Source organism: Streptomyces sp. NPDC032822, assembly GCF_055578825.1.
The window spans coordinates 645111-663728 of record NZ_JBVIOL010000004.1 but is presented as its reverse complement, the minus strand read 5'-3'; the positions used below and the strand labels follow the sequence as shown (position 1 = coordinate 663728).

The 18618-nt window shown below is 67.9% G+C and carries 13 protein-coding genes; 6 read left to right on the top strand and 7 right to left on the bottom strand.

Annotated elements, in window-relative coordinates; all coding sequences use genetic code 11:
• Positions 1-12: 12 nt before the first annotated feature.
• The 4 genes from ACZ5VD_RS15445 to ACZ5VD_RS15430 all read right to left on the bottom strand — a co-directional run bounded on the left by ACZ5VD_RS15445 (position 13) and on the right by ACZ5VD_RS15430 (position 7350).
• The gene (locus tag ACZ5VD_RS15445; RefSeq protein WP_468682460.1) at positions 13-2022 is read right to left on the bottom strand and encodes an AIPR family protein; all 2010 of its coding nucleotides are present in this window, start codon (positions 2020-2022) and stop codon (positions 13-15) included.
• Positions 2015-3025 carry a PD-(D/E)XK motif protein gene (locus ACZ5VD_RS15440; RefSeq protein WP_468682459.1) on the bottom strand — a complete coding sequence of 337 codons (1011 nt, stop codon included), beginning with the start codon at positions 3023-3025 and terminating at the stop codon, positions 2015-2017. Before ACZ5VD_RS15440 ends, ACZ5VD_RS15445 begins: the two co-directional genes overlap by 8 nt.
• Positions 3022-5811, bottom strand: coding sequence for a Z1 domain-containing protein (locus tag ACZ5VD_RS15435; protein ID WP_468682458.1), 2790 nt, complete (start codon positions 5809-5811; stop codon positions 3022-3024). The genes ACZ5VD_RS15440 and ACZ5VD_RS15435 overlap by 4 nt, the downstream gene beginning before the upstream one ends.
• Before the next feature lie 63 nt (positions 5812-5874).
• Positions 5875-7350 carry an ATP-binding protein gene (locus ACZ5VD_RS15430; RefSeq protein WP_468682457.1) on the bottom strand — a complete coding sequence of 492 codons (1476 nt, stop codon included), beginning with the start codon at positions 7348-7350 and terminating at the stop codon, positions 5875-5877.
• A gap of 227 nt (positions 7351-7577) precedes the next feature.
• On the opposite strand from ACZ5VD_RS15430, the gene ACZ5VD_RS15425 reads away from it, so the two are divergent.
• Both ACZ5VD_RS15425 and ACZ5VD_RS15420 read left to right on the top strand, forming a co-directional pair.
• On the top strand, positions 7578-8000 hold the full coding sequence (locus tag ACZ5VD_RS15425; protein ID WP_468682456.1) for a hypothetical protein: 423 nt from the start codon (positions 7578-7580) through the stop codon (positions 7998-8000).
• A gap of 348 nt (positions 8001-8348) precedes the next feature.
• A complete protein-coding gene (locus ACZ5VD_RS15420) occupies positions 8349-10613 on the top strand; it encodes an nSTAND3 domain-containing NTPase (protein WP_468682455.1) in 2265 nt (754 codons plus the stop codon).
• Between the two features lie 340 nt (positions 10614-10953).
• Here the strand turns inward: ACZ5VD_RS15420 and ACZ5VD_RS15415 are convergent, their stop codons facing one another.
• The 3 genes from ACZ5VD_RS15415 to ACZ5VD_RS15405 all read right to left on the bottom strand — a co-directional run bounded on the left by ACZ5VD_RS15415 (position 10954) and on the right by ACZ5VD_RS15405 (position 13577).
• Positions 10954-11427 carry a DUF5994 family protein gene (locus tag ACZ5VD_RS15415; RefSeq protein WP_468682454.1) on the bottom strand — a complete coding sequence of 158 codons (474 nt, stop codon included), beginning with the start codon at positions 11425-11427 and terminating at the stop codon, positions 10954-10956.
• Positions 11428-11470: 43 nt separating this feature from the next.
• Positions 11471-12478 carry an acyl-CoA desaturase gene (locus ACZ5VD_RS15410; RefSeq protein WP_468682453.1) on the bottom strand — a complete coding sequence of 336 codons (1008 nt, stop codon included), beginning with the start codon at positions 12476-12478 and terminating at the stop codon, positions 11471-11473.
• Between the two features lie 721 nt (positions 12479-13199).
• Positions 13200-13577 carry an anti-sigma factor antagonist gene (locus ACZ5VD_RS15405; protein WP_468553668.1) on the bottom strand — a complete coding sequence of 126 codons (378 nt, stop codon included), beginning with the start codon at positions 13575-13577 and terminating at the stop codon, positions 13200-13202.
• A 297-nt stretch (positions 13578-13874) separates the two neighbouring features.
• Here ACZ5VD_RS15405 and ACZ5VD_RS15400 point away from each other — a divergent pair, with 297 nt between their 5' ends.
• From ACZ5VD_RS15400 to ACZ5VD_RS15385, 4 genes are read left to right on the top strand one after another with little or no spacing between them, the layout of a single operon-like run.
• Positions 13875-14474 (top strand): chemotaxis protein CheB, encoded by a 600-nt coding sequence (locus ACZ5VD_RS15400; protein WP_468682452.1) that lies wholly within the window; start codon positions 13875-13877, stop codon positions 14472-14474.
• Positions 14475-14481: 7 nt separating this feature from the next.
• Positions 14482-16392 carry a CheR family methyltransferase gene (locus ACZ5VD_RS15395; RefSeq protein ID WP_468682451.1) on the top strand — a complete coding sequence of 637 codons (1911 nt, stop codon included), beginning with the start codon at positions 14482-14484 and terminating at the stop codon, positions 16390-16392.
• Between the two features lie 25 nt (positions 16393-16417).
• Positions 16418-17272, top strand: a complete 855-nt coding sequence (locus tag ACZ5VD_RS15390; RefSeq protein WP_468553671.1) for a GAF and ANTAR domain-containing protein — start codon at positions 16418-16420, stop codon at positions 17270-17272.
• A gap of 12 nt (positions 17273-17284) precedes the next feature.
• Positions 17285-18163, top strand: a complete 879-nt coding sequence (locus ACZ5VD_RS15385; protein ID WP_468682450.1) for an ANTAR domain-containing response regulator — start codon at positions 17285-17287, stop codon at positions 18161-18163.
• Positions 18164-18618: the final 455 nt, after the last annotated feature.

Here is an 18618-nt window from a genome sequence, read left to right as displayed (position 1 = left end):
GAGGGGCGTCGTCTACGCCCCCGGGGTGAACCCGAGGGACAGGGCCTCGTTGCGAGCGTGCAGGGCCTGCACCGCCTGCGGCTCGGGGACCTCTTGGTCTAGTTCGAGACGCCTTCCGACGTACTGGGCCAGCTGACGCTGCGCGGGTTCGAGGTTGTGGGTCTCCTTGGCCCAGCGCTCGAGCGCGTACCACTCTTCCGCAGGGACCATCGTCACCGCGTCCCCGGCCCTCTCGTCGCCATCGGTGCCGCCCGCGAGTGCCTCCTCGTCCAAGGGGTGCTCGCGGAGCTCCGACTGCAGGTCGCGGGGGACCGTCCAGCGAACCCTGGAAACCGCGTCCCAGCAGCTGGGCTTCTTGGCCCATTCGCCGACGTGGTTACCCTCGCGTGGATTGGTCACCACCGCCATGACCCGAGGACACAGGTCGTCGATCGCGTCTTCGAGAGCCGGCGAGATCCGCTGTTCACGCCAGATCCGGTCGAGGTCGATGCGCCGGTCCGTGGCGAGGGACAGGCGTGCCACCGTGTAGGTCGTGATCATGCTCTTGTAACTGCCTGCCTCGTGGGTCGCCGCGATGCGGTCGACCGCTTTGAACAGAACAGCCATCGCGATCACGCGTTGGCAGTACTGCACGTCGACGTGAGGGGGCGCCTCGTCGATGCGGACCATGAACGCCGCGAAATTCTTCTGCGCTCCACGACTGACCTGGAACGGAAGGTGGTTCCAGGAGTTGACGTACTTGGCGAGGTCCGCCTTCGTGAACTTCTGCCTCGTAGGGTTGAGCTTCTTGAAGGTGCGCTGCTTCGCGGGGGTCCGGGCCTTGGCCACCTCGTCGGTGTACTGGCCGCGTGCACGCTCGTAGAACCAGTGAGTCTCCTGACCGCTCCCGTCGGTCGCCGGCGCCCAAAGGGATCGCGTGATCCGCTGGACGGCCACGTGGTACTCGTGGTTCGAACTGAAGTCGACCAGCGTCACCCGGTTCTGTGTGTTCGAGTACTCGGAGATCATCGGGACGATCTCCGCGAGCCGCTCGGGGGACACCTCCGTCAGTTTCATCTGCACCGACACATGCGAGAGATCCGCCTTGTCGCGGCTCTGCGCGTAGTGCAGTGACGCCGTCGTCTGGCCACCGTTCACCACTTGGAGTCCGTGAACACGGGAAATGCCTGTCGGCTGTCCGTCCGGGCCGTGCACGAAGTCGACCTGCGAGGCGGTCGCGGTGATGCCGTTGTTGTACGCCAGGAACCTGCCGGGCGCACTCAGGAGCGTCTCCCTGATTCCCCGGTTCACCGAGCCACGGGCCTGCAGGAACGAGCGGACGTTGAGTTCGAGGAGTCGGGTGCCGTACTCCCCGTACAGCTCGGCCAGTCTCCGCCCCGGGATGACTGCCATGGCCACCGAGTGGTCCGACTCGCTGCTGGGCGCGGAGACGCACGGCAGCGGAGGTTCGAAGGAGACCACGATGGGCTCGCTGATGCTGCCGGACGTCGCATGGCGGTGCAGCCGCGCCAGGTCCCACACCTCGTGGGTCACGGGGAGACCGTCGAAGTCGGTGGGCGGAACCACGGTGCTGGTGCCGACACGGTTACTGAGGAGGAAGAGCCGGATCCTCTGTACCTCGGTGAGGGCCTTATCGACCGCCGCGCACATGTCGTAGACGTCGAAGGACTCGTCGATGTGCTGACGCAGCCCGTCCCGGCACCGTTTTACGAACGTCAGCAGCCGCTTGAAGGCCGTCTCGGTCTGGCTCTTCGTGAGCTTGGACTGCGAGGGGTCCAGGGTGAAGTCCGTGACGAACAGGTCGAGGCACTCCCCGGACTCCCCAATGCCATATCCGTGGACCAGATGCCCTTGCGCCTTGTGGTAAGCGGTGAAGGTGTTGGAAGCGATGCCCGCCTGCTCCAGGTCTTCGAAGACCCGGCGGGTGAACGCCTCCGAGGGATTGGTTCCCTCTGCGTCGGCGGTCGCCTGGACGTCTGCCACGAGATCGCGGGAGTACTCGGACAGGTCGAGCTCAGGCATGCAAGCCCCCGATCAGTTCGGTCACCTCGTCGGTCGTGGCGCGGTACTCATCCAGCCCCGAGGTACTCACGTGGTAAGTGCAGTCGCCGACACCTGCCGCGAGATCCGCTTCGACGATTCTCGGAAAATCCCCCCGCACATGCCAGAAGTGCAGGTCGCGAAGGGTGTAGCGGGGCTCGTCGTACATGTCTCGCTGTCCGGGAAGGTATCCGGCTTGGACGAGACGCCCATCGAACTCAGCCCGGTCAGCGGAGCTGGTGAGCCGCTCGCGTATGCGTTCGACCAGCCGGTTCAGACTCTCGCCCGATCCACCACGCCGTTCGTCGAGCATCGCCAGTGCCAGCAGCAGCGCGGGCGTGCCGGTGCCGTCCAGCTGCCGCTCGCTGGCGATACGGATGCTCCGCGGACGCTTGGCGGTGCTGGCCTTCGCCTCGATCGCCACCTCGGGTAGCTGGAAGTCCTGGTTGGCTCCGCTCGGACCAGTCCACGCCTCCACTGCATCAGCCGGGTCGACGGCGGGCAGGACGTGCTCTCGGAGTACGAGGAGCTCGCCAACGAGGCCGCGGCGCGCCTCGGGCGCCAGGCCGTCCCTACTTACGGAGCGCAGGAGGTCCTGCCACCGCTCGAACCTGTCCACGGCGGCGGTCAGGGCGGCAGCGGCCTCGGGGGCGTCCCTGACGGTGTCGGCAACGTCGGTGACGAGCGGGTTGAAAACCTCACGCAGTTCGTTCGCGGTCAGGACCACCTGGAGTTCGTACTCGAGCCGCGACACCGCGCTCAGGTTCATCTCAAGTCCGGCCGCACGTGGCAGCCGCCCCACCGAGCGCACGATGTGGTCCGCGGAGCGGGCGTCAGTCCTGAGCACCAGCATGCGCTGGTGACCAGGGTGGGTGACGGACAGGAAGACGTCCAGCGGAGCCTCCGGGTGGAGACGGAGCCTGGACCGCCCCGGCGTGCTCTGGGGAGCCTCCAAGTCGTGCCACTCGGCCTCGGTAACGGTCACTCCCCGTCCTCCTCGCCGTCGAAGCCGTCGTCCAGCCCTTCCTGCTTCCAGATGCTGTTTACGACGTATTCGGTGTCCGCCTGGTGCTCGGAGCGGGGGAAGTTCACCTGAAAGCCCACGAGCGGAGGCTGCTGCTCAACGCCTTCCTTCTCCGAGAGGTCAATCAGGTAGATCAGCAGCAGTGCCTGGTCGGGCCTGCGCTGCCAGCGAAGCTGTTCACCCGAGGGCGACTTCGGGACCTTCTCCTTGCCCTTCCTCTCCGCGGACTTCCTCGTCGCCGCGAGCGCGGCCTCCACCTGTGCTTGATCGAGGCCGATCTGCTCGTCCCGAGGGCTGACGATGCGGCGGATGATGTACCGGCCGTCCGTCTTGTACCCGGGATCGTTGACAGACGCTCGGGTCACGGGCCCGACCGCGTGCCCCGCAACGTCCTGTGCTTCCTTCGCTGCTGCCTTTCCGACCAGGCACACCGTCCACTCCGCCAGTTCGCCCATGTTCGCGCACTGGGCGATGTACTTCGCGATAAACCGCGGGCGGACCCTCTGCGCCATGGAGTCCGTGACGTAGTTGGAGAGAAAGTCAGAGACCAACTCACGGGGCACGCCCTGCCATTTCACGTTCCCGCCTGGCACCTCGGACTTAGGCACCGCGACGCCGTCGAGGCGACGGACGAAGTCACCGAGCGTCTTGAGGTTGTGCCCGCGGACCTTCTCAGAGAGGTTGAAGAGTGTCGTCTCCGGCCCTTCCCCGGAATAGCTGAGCTTGACCGGCGTGCCCTGCCGCATCTTGTTGGGGGCGGTGATGGTGAGACCAAGTGAAGACGCACGGACCTTGAATCCGAAGTCCCTGGGTGTGAGGTTGAGGGCTGCCATCTCCTCGACCTCGCGGCGCAGTTCGTCTGTCGCAGCGGTCACCTCGACGTACTTGGCCTGCAGATCCGGGGTCGTGTACAGGCGACACAGGTCCTCGTGGCCCGGCCGGTACCCGAACCACCGCCCCATCTGGAGAAGGGTGTCGTATGTGTTGGACGTACGGAGGTAGTAACTGACGGTCAACCCCTCCAACGTGAGCCCTCGGGAGAGCTTCTGGCCACCGATGGCGATCACCCAGAGGCCACTCCTGCGGTGCTCGTAATACTCGAGCGCGTCACGTGAAGCGCCGTTCACCGTCCTGACCACAATCTTGCGCAAGGCAGGCACGATCTGGCTGGAGACCTCATCCCACGTGATGGGTTCTGCCTCGTCCGCGGGGAATTGGTCCGTGGTGGTGACGAAGTCCCGCTCCCAGAGAGCCTGGAACTCCGCCATACGCTGGGAAGCCTGCCCGTACCGGTCACGGAGCGTGTCTTCGAGGAGGCTCAGGTGGTCAGCCACTTGGTCACGGACGATCCCCTGGACCGCTGTGAAGCGGGTGACGTGCACCAGCATGGAGTTATGCACCTTCGCTTGTCCACGCGCCTTCCGAGCCGCACACGCAAGAACGAACGAGGCGATCGCCTCACGCAGGGACTTCGGAAGGTCGTCAGAGGGGACGAAGGCGGACTTGTGCTTGTTCGGGATCCAACTCGCGGTGTCGTCCACAGAACGCACGAGCGGCAGTGGAAGGATGTCGTCCTCGTCATCATTGTCGACTTGGAGCCCGAAGACCCGTTCCGGCCCGAGGTAGTTGGACGGTGATGGCAAAGTACGGATGAAGCTGTCGGGGAAGAGATCCGAGCCGAGAGTCGGGTGTTCGACGTCGGGGTCGATGTAGATGTTGGCGAACGGCGTCGCTGTGTATCCGACGTACGCCGACTTCTCGAAACTCTTCATGAGGTCACGGATCGCGCCATTGGTCTTGGTCGGATCCGCTTCGGGGTCCCGCTTGGTGTTGATGGAGGCGTTGTCGGCCTCGTCGTCGATGACGAACAGCGGGATGTCGCGCACGACCTTGCGGCCGGTCTCGTCCTCGGTGCCTTGGACCTCCGTCACCCAGGTACGCAGGTACTCGAGGATCTTCCAGTGCTTCTTCACGACCAGGACGACCGGGAACCGACCGAGGGGGAAGTTGACCGCGTTGGCCGCCTGACGACCGAAGTCGCCCTTCTCGGAGCTGTTGGTGGGCGACGCGATGTCGAGCCTCTTGGCGCCGGGCATCCGCCCAGCACCCATGAGACGGGACTTCCCGTTCTGGTTGGACCGCTGCTGGTGCTGTGTGTCGAAACCCAGAAGGCCCTCGTCGACACGCAGTTGCGTCTGGCTGCGGAGGTCGTTGTGGATTCCGGCCAGGATCACCACGAACTGGTATCCCGCGTCCACGGCCTTCGCGGCGAGCCCGATGTACTGCCCTGTCTTGCCCGACTGAACCTGCCCGATCACGAGGCCGGTCCGGCGCCAGGAGCCGATGCGACGCGGGTCCTCCAACTGGCTCAGGACCTCGTCCGTGCTCTGGTCCAGCCGACGCACGACGACCGGGGGCAGGCTGCGGACGTCCTCGAGGTAGCGCCGGTAGCGCTCCCAGAAGTCCCACTCGCGGTCGTTCTTCGCCTCCGGCAGCCACGGCTCGTGTCCCCTGTCGCTCTCCAGACCGGAGGAGCCCTCCTGGAACACAGCGGTTATGGCCTCGATCTCCTTGGCCAGCAGGTCTCGGTCGAGAACCTCCCCTTGGCCGGCCAACATCCCGAAGATGACGGTGACCGCGTTCTGTACCTCTTCCGGAGTCGGCTGGCGGTCCTGGGACAGCAAGGCGAGAACCAAGCGCCTGGCTTTGGCAAGGGACTCGAGGGAGTCCTCAGGGGTGGAACTCACAGCTGACCTCCAGCTGAACGGGGACGGTCTCGGGCAGGGTAGGGGCGGCCACTGACAACGGGCTCACCCGCTCCAGAAACCCTGCATCTGGTCGAAGGGGGGCATGGTCCGGAGTCGCTCCCGGGCAGCAGCTGGCGAACGACCGTCGGAGACCATCGCCTCGTAGATCCGTTGTGCAACCTCGGTCGCTCCGGCGTCGGCGGGTCCCGGACCGCCGAAGGGTTCGGGGTCGTCACTGGTGTCCGTCTCATGCATCACGCGGAGGGCCGTAACCGGCACGGTCTCCTCCAACAGGCGGATCAGGGCTCGCACGTCGTCTGCACTGGCGCCGCCGGGGCGTAGCGCCGCCCTCACCAAGGGGTGACCACGGTTGATCCTGCAGGTGACCTGGTCACTCGCACGGCGGACGTTCCACGCGTAGAGGAGTGGATCACCGTGCGTTCGCGCCGCGATCTGCCCGCGGTGGCGCAGCACGTCGGCGGCTCTTCTCCGAGCCTGCAGGGCGATCCGGCGGAGGTGGGGACGCAGGCCGACGGGCGGCACAACGCTGGACTTACGGACGTCGACGCTCCACTCGACGTCCGTCTCGGCGGGGATGTCCACGGCGATCCGTGCCAGGTTGTACTTCTCCTCGCGGCGTACACCGCGCTGGCCAAGCCAGTCGCCGGCCAGGATCAGACGGTCCCGCCGGTACACGTAGAACCCCTGCTGGTCGAGCCAACCGCGTGGGCCGCCGGCCTTCTCGTACTCGGTAGGCGTGAGCCGCTGCGCGCTGGGGAGGACGAACGCCTCCACTCGTACGGAGCCGGTGCCGAGCGGAAGTTGCTCCACAGGGAGGGGCTGAACGGAAGGGTGACCGGAGAGGAAGGGGTCCCAGGGCTCGACCGGGCTACCGGAGACACGCATGGTGCGGCGTCGACTGCCCGTCAGGAACCGGGCGAAGACCATGCCCAAGTGCGACTCCGCGCGGGCGGCCTCTGCGTAGAACTGCTTCTGGGTCCGCTCGTCGTCCTCGGTCACGCCGTCGACGTGGTATCCGTTTAGCCGCCGCCACAAAACGACCGTGCCGTGGTCAGCCCTACCGCGGATCCTGTCGAGCAGGTCCGCCGTCGCCTCGTCCGCGCCGTGCAACAGCCTCCACTCACCGAACTTCTCAACGACGTCGAGATCCCACGTACGTACGTGCCACTCTCCGGAGACAGCGGTCGCGACGGTGAGCTGACGGGCCTGGGAGAACGACGCGGACTTGAGTCCGACGCCGAAGCGCCCCAGGTCCGTGGCGGTACGCGGTGTGGCGGGACCGCGCGCAGCCACGGTCATGGCGGTCACGAGCTCGTCCGCGCTCATCCCTTCGCCGTTGTCGACAACAGCGATCCACGAGTCCTGTCCAGCCCATGTGAACTCGATGTCGATGTTGGCTGCCTTCGCGGAGATACTGTTGTCCACGAGATCCGCGATGGCGGCGGGCAGTGAATAGCCGAGAGAGCTGAGCGAGGCGACCATGCCTGCAGGTTCAGGGGCTGCGATGTCGTATTTCATGCCCAGTTCCAGTCCTGCTCCCCGTTGCAACCCCTTGCCGACGCGTGGTGTCCGAGCGATCCATGGAGCTGAGAACCGAGACGTTTTTCTGAACGTCTCGTAAGTAGCTCTGCTCTCATCCCCCGGGCCAACTCCCCACCTACGCAAGATGGTAGTTGAGCCTGGCCAGCAAGGTCGGTGCGTCGGCTGGTCTACATCGCTTTCCCGCACCGGCGTAGTCTGCGGGGGTGCTCCACGAAGTCACCGAGGATGGCGGGCTGGGCTTCTGCCATCACGTCGTTCCGGGTCTGCTGCCACCCGGCTACCACGGTCCGTTGGTCGTCGCCGTCGACTCGAACGTCCTGATCGACCTCCAGCAGCATGGGGCTGCGCTCATGAACGATGAGCCGCTGCCCGACCGAGTTGCGGCGGACGTCGCCTACGCCAACGAGCTGTCCGGCCTCGCGGACCTTCTCAACCTGTGGCTGTTGCGCGACATTCGATTCGTGGTGCCCCCCCCGCTCAAAGACCGACGCCAAGGAGGTCACCGAACGCTTCCTGGAACGCAGGCTCCCGTCGATCAACGCGGTAGCGGACAGCTTGGCATTCCAGGTAGGAAACTGGTCCGTGCCTGCGCCGTCGCACGGACCGTCGCCCACTCCCGTCGGTGAGGTGACCGGCCTTCCTGATGGCGCCGACCGCGACTTGGTACTTGAGGCTCAGGCCGTTGGCGCTCACGTTTTCCTCACCCGTGACCGGCTCGTCTTGGAACGTGCGGAGCTCGCCGGACCCCCGATGGCCCTGCTCCCGCCCCAGGGCTTGGCGACCGATCTCCTTGCCGCTGGCGTCCAACCGCTCCTCGGGGGCACGTGCGACGGCGACGGGTGCCCGTACCGTGACTGGGGGCTCCCCGCCCCAGATATGGGCAAGTGGGGCGGACTCCTCTCCGTGCTGGAGTAGAGCTTGCCGGGGACCAGGAGAATCAAGGCCAGCGGCAGCATTCACGGGGCGAACACAGCATGGACTCTTTCGAGTTGGGGCGGTTGACAGACCATGACTTCGAGGTGGTCTGCCGTGATCTGTTCAGTGATGTCCTCGGCATCCCGCTGGAGATCTTCCCGCGCGGCCGGGACCGTGGCGTCGACCTGCGGCACACCGGCCCCGCCGGGACGACCGTCGTGCAGTGCAAGCACTGGCCGAGCGCGACCCAGAAGACTCTGATCAGACGCCTGATCAAGGATGAACTACCCAAGGTCCGCGCGCTGGCACCCGACCGTTACATCGTCGCCACGACGGTCGGTCTGACCGTCGACGGCAAGGAAGAGCTCCGCAGCGCCTTCTCCCCGTACGTTCGCGGCACCGGCGACCTGTACGGCGTGGACGAGATCGTCGCCGAGCTGCTGCGCCGCCCGGACCTGGTCCGACGACACTTCCGGCTCTGGCTGAGCAGTACCGCCGTCCTTCAGACCGTGCTGAACCAGGACCAGTACCTGCGCTCGTCGTGGCTTCGGAAACGGCTACCGGGCGTCGCCGACACCTTCGTCCCGCACGAGGGCTTCGAACGAGCCCAGCAGCTTTTGGACACCCAGCAGGTCTGTGTCATCGCTGGCATCCCCGGGGTGGGCAAGACGACGGTGGCGCTGATGCTCACGGCCTGGCTGATTGGCAATGGCTACGAGGTCCACGAGATCACCCAAGACGTCGACGAGATCGGCACCCTGTGGCGCGAGGGCACTCGGCAGGTGTTCCTCTACGACGACTTCCTTGGGCGTACGACCCTGGACACGTCGTTGAACAAGAACGAGGACAACCGCCTGCTGTCGGTGATCCGGGAGATCCAGGAGACACCTGGCAAGGCACTGGTGATGACGACCCGCGACTACCTGCTGGAGCACGCCCGTCTCCGGTACGACCGGCTGGTGGCGCCGGACGTGTCGGACGCGGTCAGCGTGATCCGGCTGACCGACCTGCATCGGCGGGTGCGGGGCCAGATCCTCTACAACCACGTCCACCACTCCTCCCTGCCACCGGACGTCAAGCGCCGGTTCGCCGATCCGAAGGTGTGGCGTCCGGTGGTTCGGCACAAGCACTTCAATCCGCGTCTGGTCCAGGAGACCCTCAGGCTGTCCGCGCGCCGGGGCCAGGACGTCGCCGCGGCGATGCGGAAGAACCTGGACGACCCCCGCCGCGTATGGGAACGCATCGTTGAGAACGAGCTGACGGACGAGGCCGTCCACATGCTGGAGGTGCTGTTCACCTTCAAATCCGCCGGTCTGGACGACCTGGAGGAGTCCTGGCGCTCGTACCGCAAGAAGATGGAGCGGGCGGCGGACGGCAGAACGTTCCGCAGGGCACTGCAGCTGCTGGACGGCACGATGATCTCGGTCGAACAGGGGCGGGTGGCATTCCACAACCCATCGATCGAGGACTATGTCCGCTTCCACCTCGACGCCGGCCGGGCCCACTTCTCGGAACTCCTCAAGGCACTCGTCCACGAGGAACAGGTGCAACGACTCGTCGCTGCAGCTCGTATGGCTGACGGGGCGGGCATTCTGACCCGACTGCGGGAGCACGAGTCGACCGTGAGCACCATCGTCCAAGCGATGGGCGGTGACATGGAGACCAGGTTGTGGCACGAGGACGAAAGCCGGTCGACGCATCTGGAGTGGGTACTGGAGACGGCCGAGTTGCTGGACTCTGCCACGCTGGCCGCGTACGTGATGCAGGAGACGGTCTCCCCGTTCACCCCCTATGGACCCTTCTCCCACCTGGAGGGCCTGATCAACTCTCTCGATGCCAGCCCGTTAGTGCCGCGGGAGCACGCCCAGCGGTTCCGGGAAAAGGTGACTGCCGCCATCCACGCCGAAATGCTGGAGTACGTCGAGGCCGGCGACTGGTACTGGTCCATCGCGCTGTACCACCAGCTGCGCCGGACACCGTCCAGAGCCTCCCGCGAACAGGCGACCGAGGGTCTGGTCCAGAACGGCCTGGAAGAGCTGCGCCGGCTCGCCGCGCAGCCCGAGCGCGAACCACGTATTGCCTACCTGGAACTGTTGGGGGAACTGGTGGACTTCCTCCTGGAGCAGGGGGCCGAGGACGAGCTGCCCGAGGAGTTCGCCGTCGTGTACGGCAGAGCCGAGCGCGTGTTCGCGCTCCGGGAAGCAGAGCGGAACGAGTGGCTCCAGAAGCACCTAGTCCAACGGGATCCGTCCGAGCGTTCCGACGTCGCTCGCGATCACACGCTGGTCACCGACCTGATGCGCAAGCTCGACGACACACGCTGACCGCTTCCCGCTGGGAGCCATCTGGGAGCCAACCCGCTCCCCAAGCCCCTTCCAGACCACCCGACACCACCGCACGCCAACGCTCTGACCAGGCAAAACGCCAAACCGCCCGGTGTCGATCTTGCCCGAACCTCATTCGGGACGAAGAGGTCGTGGGTTCAAATCCCGCCACCCCGACAGTTGGATAGCAGGTCAGGCCCTTGATCCGGGAAATGGATCAAGGGCCTGATGTGTTTTTCGGGGTGGATGTGCCGGACGGTGGTCGGTGGCCTCGGTGGTGTGGGCGAACTCGATGGTCTGGGCGAGGTGTTGGGTCTGTCCTCGGGGTGGTGGAACAGGTCTACGAGGTTGGAGCCGACCGGTCGGAGGGCCCGTGGTGGGGTCGGATCCAGGTGTGGGCGGCTGCGGCTGCCGTCATGAGGGGTTCGGCGGTCTCCGTTGTCGTGTCCGGGGGGATGACCAGTAGGTCCCAGCGTCCCTGGCCCGGGGCGAGCAGGACGATGGTGGGTGGGGCGGAGGGAGACCGGTTGGTGGTCAGGCGTACGGCCTGGTCGGCGACCAGGGTGTGGCCGGGGAGGGTGGGCCACACGGTTCCGTTGACCGTGACGCTGGTGATGTGACCCCATGCGCGGGGCAACCCGGCCAGCAGTGCGGGGAGTTCGGTGAGCAGGTCGTACGAGCGTGGCCACCATGCCCCGTCGATGGCCCGTGGCAGGCCGCCGGCGCGGGCCAGGCGCACGCGCGGGAGCGGGGCGAGGGGTGGAGAGCGGAGTGGAGTGAGTGGGTGGGGTGGGGGGTCCAGTGCTGTGGTCACCGGGGGCTCCTGTCGACTGGCTTGCGCGGGCGGGGTGTTGTTGTCAGGTGCAGCGGGCTGTGAGGCGGGACTCCGTGGGCCAGTGGACGTCGTGGGCCCAGCCGAGGCGTTCGAAGAGCCGGATGGTCGCGGCCGAGGGGTCGATCTGGCCCCGGTCGACGCCGTGGCGGGCGCTGGTCGGGTCGGCGTGGTGGAGGTTGTGCCAGCTTTCGCCGAAGGAGAGCAGGGCGAGGGGCCAGAGGTTGGTGGCGCGGTCGTGGCGTCGGGTGCGGAAGGGGCGGTCGCCGATCAGGTGGCAGAGGGAGTTGACGCTCCACGTGACGTGCTGGAGCAGGGCGATGCGGACGAGCCCCGCCCACAGCAGGGCGCTCACTCCGTGGACCCAGGTGCCGCCGATGGCCCAGCCCAGTCCGAACGGCAGGGCGAGGGTGAGGGCGCACAGGGCGGGGAAGGCGCGGGTGACGGCACAGATGTCGGGGTCGGCCAGTAGGTCGGGGGCGTAACGCTCCGGGGGTGTCTGGTCGTTGCGGAAGAGCCAGCCGACGTGGGCGTGCAGGAGTCCGCGGAGCTGGCCGCGCAGGTGGGTGCCGTAGCGGTAGGGGGAGTGCGGGTCGCCGGGGCGGTCGGTGAAGGCGTGGTGGCGGCGGTGGGTGGCGACCCAGCCGATGACGTCGCCCTGGAAACTCATCGATCCGGCCACCGTGAGCGCGATGCGCAGGGGGCGTACGGCCCGGTAGCTGTTGTGGGTGAGGCCGCGGTGGAAGCCGACGGTGACGCCGAGGCCGGTGATCGTGTAGAGGACGGCCGCGAGCACGATGTCGGCGGGGTGGATGAGGCGGCCCCACAGCAGCCAGCCGGCCAGGCCGAGTGCCAGGAACGGCAGGACGACGATCGCCGCGGTCACCGTCACGTACAGCCGTTGCCCGCCTTCGCGCGGGGGTGCCGGTTCCTCCGGTGGGAACGGGGATGTGCCGTCGTAGCCCGGGGACGGCGGGGTGGGGGTGGTGTCCGGGGGGATCGCCGTCGTGGGCGTGGGCGGACTGGAGGGCATGCGGGACTCCTCGGCCTGGATGCGGATGGCGCGGCCGGGGTCACGGGCTGCCCCTGTGACGGGAAGAGAAAGGGGAGGGAAAGGAAGGGGGGAAGGAGAGGGGAGGGGACGGAAACAGGAGGGTGAGGGCTTGGCCGGTGCGGGCATCGGCGTAGCCAGAGCCCTCGGTTCCTCCACCGTACTCCGGCCCGGCCCGCAGAGAGGCGGGCCGGATCGTGAGGCCGGGAATCCCTGTCCACGACGGCGGCGGCCGTCGCCGGGCGGCGGCGACGGCCGCCTGTCGACGCATGGACCCCATCCCCCCTGTTGGTACGAGGTCCCTGCGCGCGGATCGTCCTCACGGCCACTTGGGGCGACGCGGGAGTGTGCCCCAACTTGAACGGGTCGAGAGGACGAGAGGCGGTGATGTCTCTCCAGACCCGGGGGCACGGGGTCGACGAAAGCCCGTTCACACGTTCGCGAGTTCACGCGTCCGTACGGGCCGGTGCTGCCGCTGCAATGAGCAGCAGTTCTCCGCACCCAGCCTAGAGCGCGCGGCACGCAAGGCGATAGACCGTGAACCGGCGTCTGATGTCCGACGAGGACGACGAGAAGAGGGACGAAGAGGAGGACAAGCACGAGGACAAGCACCAGGACGAGCACCATGACGAGGGATGACATCGGGAAAAGGATCGGGCGGGGTCCTGCATCATCCGGCATCATCCGGTGAGGTCCGGTGGGGTCACGGCGGCATCAGGATCCTGCTGTCGTCCAACGCCTCCTCCACCGTGGCCGTCAGGGTGAAGACCTTGCCGAGGCCCGCGATCCTCAGCATCTTGCGGATGGAGGCGTGCGGGCAGGCGAGGGTCAGGCGGCCTTCCCGTTCCTCGACGCGGCGGCGGGCCCGGCACAGGAGTCGTAGGCCGTAGCAGTCCATGAACTCGACGGGGCCGAGGTCGATCACGACGTCGGGGGCCGGGCCACCGGTCGCCTTGTCGAGGACGGCCGCGATGTGGAGGGCGGCGGCTATGTCTATCTCTCCGAGCAGTTCCACGACCGTACGACCTGCTGTTTCGTAGGTGCGGACGTGCGGGGTGGCGGGGGCGGCACTCCAGGGCATGACGGCATCACCGTGGTTCTGCGAGGTGCCCGGCTCGGTGCTCGACCGGGCGGCGGGAGAGGTCCACAGCCACCGGGAGCACGGGTGACGACAAAACGACTCTAAGGCGGCGCTCACGGACTCTGGTCGACCTTGGGAAGAGAATCGGTTCCCCTGAGCAGACGATCCTCCTTTGGGGTGGATAATCACGGACTGTCTTGACAATCGACTCCGCTTTCGCTTCTCCCCGCCGTTTTGGCCTCACGCCGACGCTCTCGTCCCCCTCCGACCGGCCCGGGTTCCGCTAGGCTCGATCGTGTGACGGCCGACCAGCCATCCGCGGAGCGCTACAGCATCGTCGCCGTCGCGTCGTCCGCGGGCGGCATCCAAGGGCTGAGCGCGCTGCTCGGCGCGCTGGGTCCGGTTCTGTCCGTGCCGGTGCTGGTCGTCCAGCACCTCGACCCCCGGCATCGGACGGTGCTCGCCGAGGTCCTCGCCCGCCGTACCGAACTCCCGGTCAAGCTCGCCGAGGCCGGGGAGGGCGTACAGCCCGGGACGGTCTATCTCGCTCCTCCCGACCGGCATCTCCTCGTCGACTCCGACGGTGTGCTGAGCCTGTCCCGCTCCGAGCTCGTCCACTTCGTACGTCCCTCAGCCGACCTCCTCTTCGAATCGGTCGCCGGCGCCTACGGGCCGGAGGCCATCGCCTGTGTGCTCACCGGGACCGGCAGGGACGGCTCCATGGGCGTGGACGCCGTCAAGTCACGCGGCGGCACGGTGATCGCGCAGGATCCGGAGAGCGCGGAGTTCGCGGGGATGCCACAGGCGGCCGTGGACACGGGGGCGGTGGACTTCGTGCTACCTCTTGGAGAGATCGGCGCGGTCGTGCGCGCACTTGTCGAGGCCACGAGGCAGTGATGCGCTGATGGACGAAGCACAGGACACCAAAGACACCGGGCACATCGGGGGCACCGGAGACTCCGGGGATGCCAGAGACACCGAGGCGCTGGAAAGCCTGCTCGGTTTCCTCCGGGACTCCCGCGGTTTCGACTTCACGGGCTACAAGCGGTCCACGCTGGCCCGGCGCATCCACAAACGGATGGCGGACGTCGGCATCCGTTCCTTCCAGGACTACCAGGATCTCCTGGAGACCAACGCGGACGAGTTCGGGACGCTCTTCAACACGATCCTGATCAACGTCACCTCCTTCTTCCGCGACCCGGAGGCGTGGACCCTGCTCCAGCAGGAGGTCGTCCCCGAGGTGCTCGCGCACGTGGCCCCGGACGAGGAGATCAGGGTGTGGAGCGCGGGCTCCTCCAGCGGCGAGGAGGCGTACTCGCTGACCATCATGTTCGCCGAGGCGCTGGGTGTCGAGGAGTGCCTGCGCCGCGTCAAGATCTACGCCACGGACGTCGACGAGGAGGCGTTGCGCGAGGCGCGGTCGGGGCTGTACCCGGCGAAGTCGCTGGAAGCGGTCCCCGCCGTGCTGCGGGAGAAGTACTTCGAGCAGAGCGGAGCACAGTTCGGCTTCCGGGCCGACCTGCGGCGAAGGGTGATCTTCGGACGGCACGACATCACCCGGGACGCCCCGATCTCCCGGCTCGACCTGCTGGTGTGCCGCAACACCCTGATGTACTTCAACGTCGAGGCCCAGACGCAGATCGTCGACCGCTTCCACTTCGCGCTACGCCCGGGCGGCTTCCTCTTCCTCGGCAAGGCCGAGATGCTGCTGAACGACTCCGACCGGTTCGAGGTCGCGAGCATCCGTCAGCGCGTCTTCCAGCGCCGCACCGGCGACACCGCGCTGCCCTACCACCCGGCCCCCACCAAGGTCAGAACGGGCGGGGGCATCGAAACGCACTCGGTGGCGCGCACCCGCCGACTGCGCGATCTGGTCCTCGACGCCGGACCGACCCCGACGATCGCCCTCGACGGCGACGGGTCCGTCGTGGTGATCAACAGTCAGGCGAGGATCCAGTTCAGCCTGACCACCACCGACATCGGCCGCCCGTTCCAGGATCTGGAGATCTCCTACCGGCCGGTCGAACTCCGCTCCCTGCTCGACCAGTCCACCCACGAGCGCCGCCCCCTGCGGGTCAACGCGGTCGAGCGCAGGACGGGCGAGGACGTCCAGTTCTTCGACATCCTCATCCAGCCGCTCTCCGGCCCCAACGGCCTGCACCTGGCCTCCGTCATCTCCTTCACCGACGTGACCGTGACCAAGCAGCTGAAGACCGAGGTCAAGCGGATCCGGGAGGATCTGGAGACGGCGTACGAGGAACTCCAGTCCACCAACGAAGAGCTGGAGACGACCAACGAGGAACTCCAGTCCAGCATCGAGGAACTGGAGACGACCAACGAGGAACTCCAGTCCACGAACGAGGAACTGGAGACCACCAACGAGGAACTCCAGTCCGGCAACGAGGAACTGGAGACGATGAACGACGAGATGCGCATCCGCACCGACGAACTGGGCGAGGCCAGGTCCTTCCTGGAAGCGGTGCTGACGAGCATCGAGGCGGGTCTGGTGGTCCTGGACAAGGACCTGCGGGTCCGGAGCTGGAACCGGGGCGCCGTCGACCTGTGGGGGCTGCGCGCCGACGAGGTGCTGGAACAGCCCTTCTTCGACCTGGACTTCGGGCTGCCCACCGATGTGCTGCGGCCCGTCGTGCGGCAGTGTCTGGAGACCCGCCGACGCTCCGGTCCGATCGCTGTGGAGGCGCTGAGCCGCATCGGCAGGCCCCTCACCTGCGACGTGTTCTTCTCACCTTTCGGCGGAGAGAACGGCGGTGTCGTCCTGATGATGGAGGAGAGCCGAAGCGACACCCCCGACTGACCCGCGCGGGCGTACTCTGAACTTCATGGACCCGCAGGGGCGCGAGCAAGGTCTCGGCCTGGCGGCGGCGGCGCGACGCCGTGCCGCCCTGGCCACCGAACGCGCGGAACGTGCGGAGGCGGCCTCCGAACGGCACGAACTCCTCGCGACGCAGCCCGGACGGGAGTTCCACGCGGACCTCGCGCAGACCCACCGCAGAACGGCCGCGTGCCATCGCGCCTCCGCCCGTCTCCAGGAGAACTTCGCCCGCCAGGCGACGGCCTGGGACGACGGGCAGGGCATCCGGCCGCGGTTCATGTCCGTGGTCGCCGAGGCGTGCGGCACTTCCAGCGCGGCCGTCGCGCTGCTCGACTCCGGGCAGAACCAGCTGGCGGTCGCCGGCTCCGACGCCCGCTCCCGCGCCGCCCAGGACCTTGAGTACGTGCTCGGTGAGGGCCCTGGCCAGGACGCGGCGGTGAGCCGTCGGCCGATTCATGCGTCGGGGTGGGAGATCGAGGCACGCTGGCCGGGCTACGGGCCGTCCCTCGTGTCTCTTGGTGTCGGCTCGGTGGCGGCGCTACCGCTGCAGACGTCGGACGACTGCATCGGGGCGCTGACCGTGTTCGATCCGCGGCCGGCCGCCGCGAGACCCGACCGTCTCACCGAGGTCGCCGCCGCGCTCACCCGCATCGTGCTGCTCGGTCCCGACGCCGATCCGGGGCTCTACGGCGGCATCGATCTCCGGCCGACCGTCCAGCAGGCGGCCGGCATGCTGGCGGTGCAGGCCGGTTGCTCCATCACCGACGCGTTGGCACTCATCAAGGCCCGGGCGTTCACCGATGACATGCCCCTGGAGACGGTCGCCCGCCAGATCCTGCACGGAGACTCCAGACTCACCTGAGGAAGAGGCCCCATGACGCCCGAACAGCGGCTGGCCGAGGCGTTCGTCGCCCTGGCCGGCAGTACGGCGGACGATCCGCTGGACGTGCCCGGAACCCTTTCCGTGCTCGCCGGCCGTGCCCCGTCCCTGCTCGGCGCCCACGCCGCGGCCGTGGTGTTCACTCCCGGCGCCCTCGGCGCTCCCGGCACCTCCGACAGCTCCGAGTCGGTGCACGTGGCCGGCTCGGACCCCCAGGTGTCCCGCCTAGAGCACGAGGCGCTCGGATGGCGGGAGGGCCCGGTCCGCGACTGCCACCGGACCGACGGCGCCCCCGCACGAGAAGACCGCACGGACCGCACAGAGCGCACGGAGCGGGTGGACCAGGCAGACCAAGTCGCTGGGGCATCCCCGCTCACCCGGGCCGCCCAGTCCGCCCGGACCGTCCAGTCCGTCCAGATCGCCCTGGACGGCGACCCCGCCAGGCAGCGCTGGCCGCGCTACAGCCCACGGGCCCTCGCGCTGGGCTACCTGCGGGTGGTGGCGCTCCCCCTGCGTGAGCCCCATGGGACGAGCGGCGCACTCGTCCTGCTGTCCGGCACGCGGCATGCCTTCTCCCCGGACACCCTGGCCCTCGGCCAGTCGATGGCGGACTTCACGGCCGTCCTCCTGGAACGGGCCCGGGAGGCCGAACGCAGCCGGACCCTCGCCGCCCAGCTGGAGCGGGCCCTGACCAACCGGGTGGTCATCGAGCAGGCCAAGGGGGTGCTCGCGACCCGCAGGGCGGTGACCGTGGACGAGGCCTTCGACCTGCTGCGCCGGCATGCCCGGGCGCGTCAGCGGCCGGTGCGGGACGTGGCCCGCGAGGTGGTGGAGGGCCAGGCTGACCCGGGGCTCGCCGGTCCCCCGCGCTGATCCGTGCACCGCGGCGGCCGGGCCCGCTTCCCCGAGGTCCGCGAGGACGTCGTGGAGGTGTCACGCCGGTGGAGGACCGGGCCGGCCGCCCCTGCGGTGCGTCCGGGTCGGCAGCGCGTCGTTCGGCGCCGGTCCCTCCCCTCGTGGGGACCGGTGCCGAACCCTGCGGACGGCGTCGATCCGTGCCGTGACGGCGCGGATCGAGAGAGGCCGGGCCCGTGGTCGGTGAGCGAGCGCGGTCCTACGGGACCGGCTCCACGGGGTTGCGGAGCTCGTGGGAGAGGACCGGCGCGCCGGGTCGTGAGTCCGGTGGAAGGTGACCGCGGACGTACGGCGGCGGCACGAGTGGTCTCTCCGGGTGCTGAGCCGGTGGCCTGTCCGGACGACGTCCGTTGCTGCGCACTCGGCTCCTGATCCTGCCAGCGGAGGCCTCCGATGAGGAGGTTCCGGTGCCC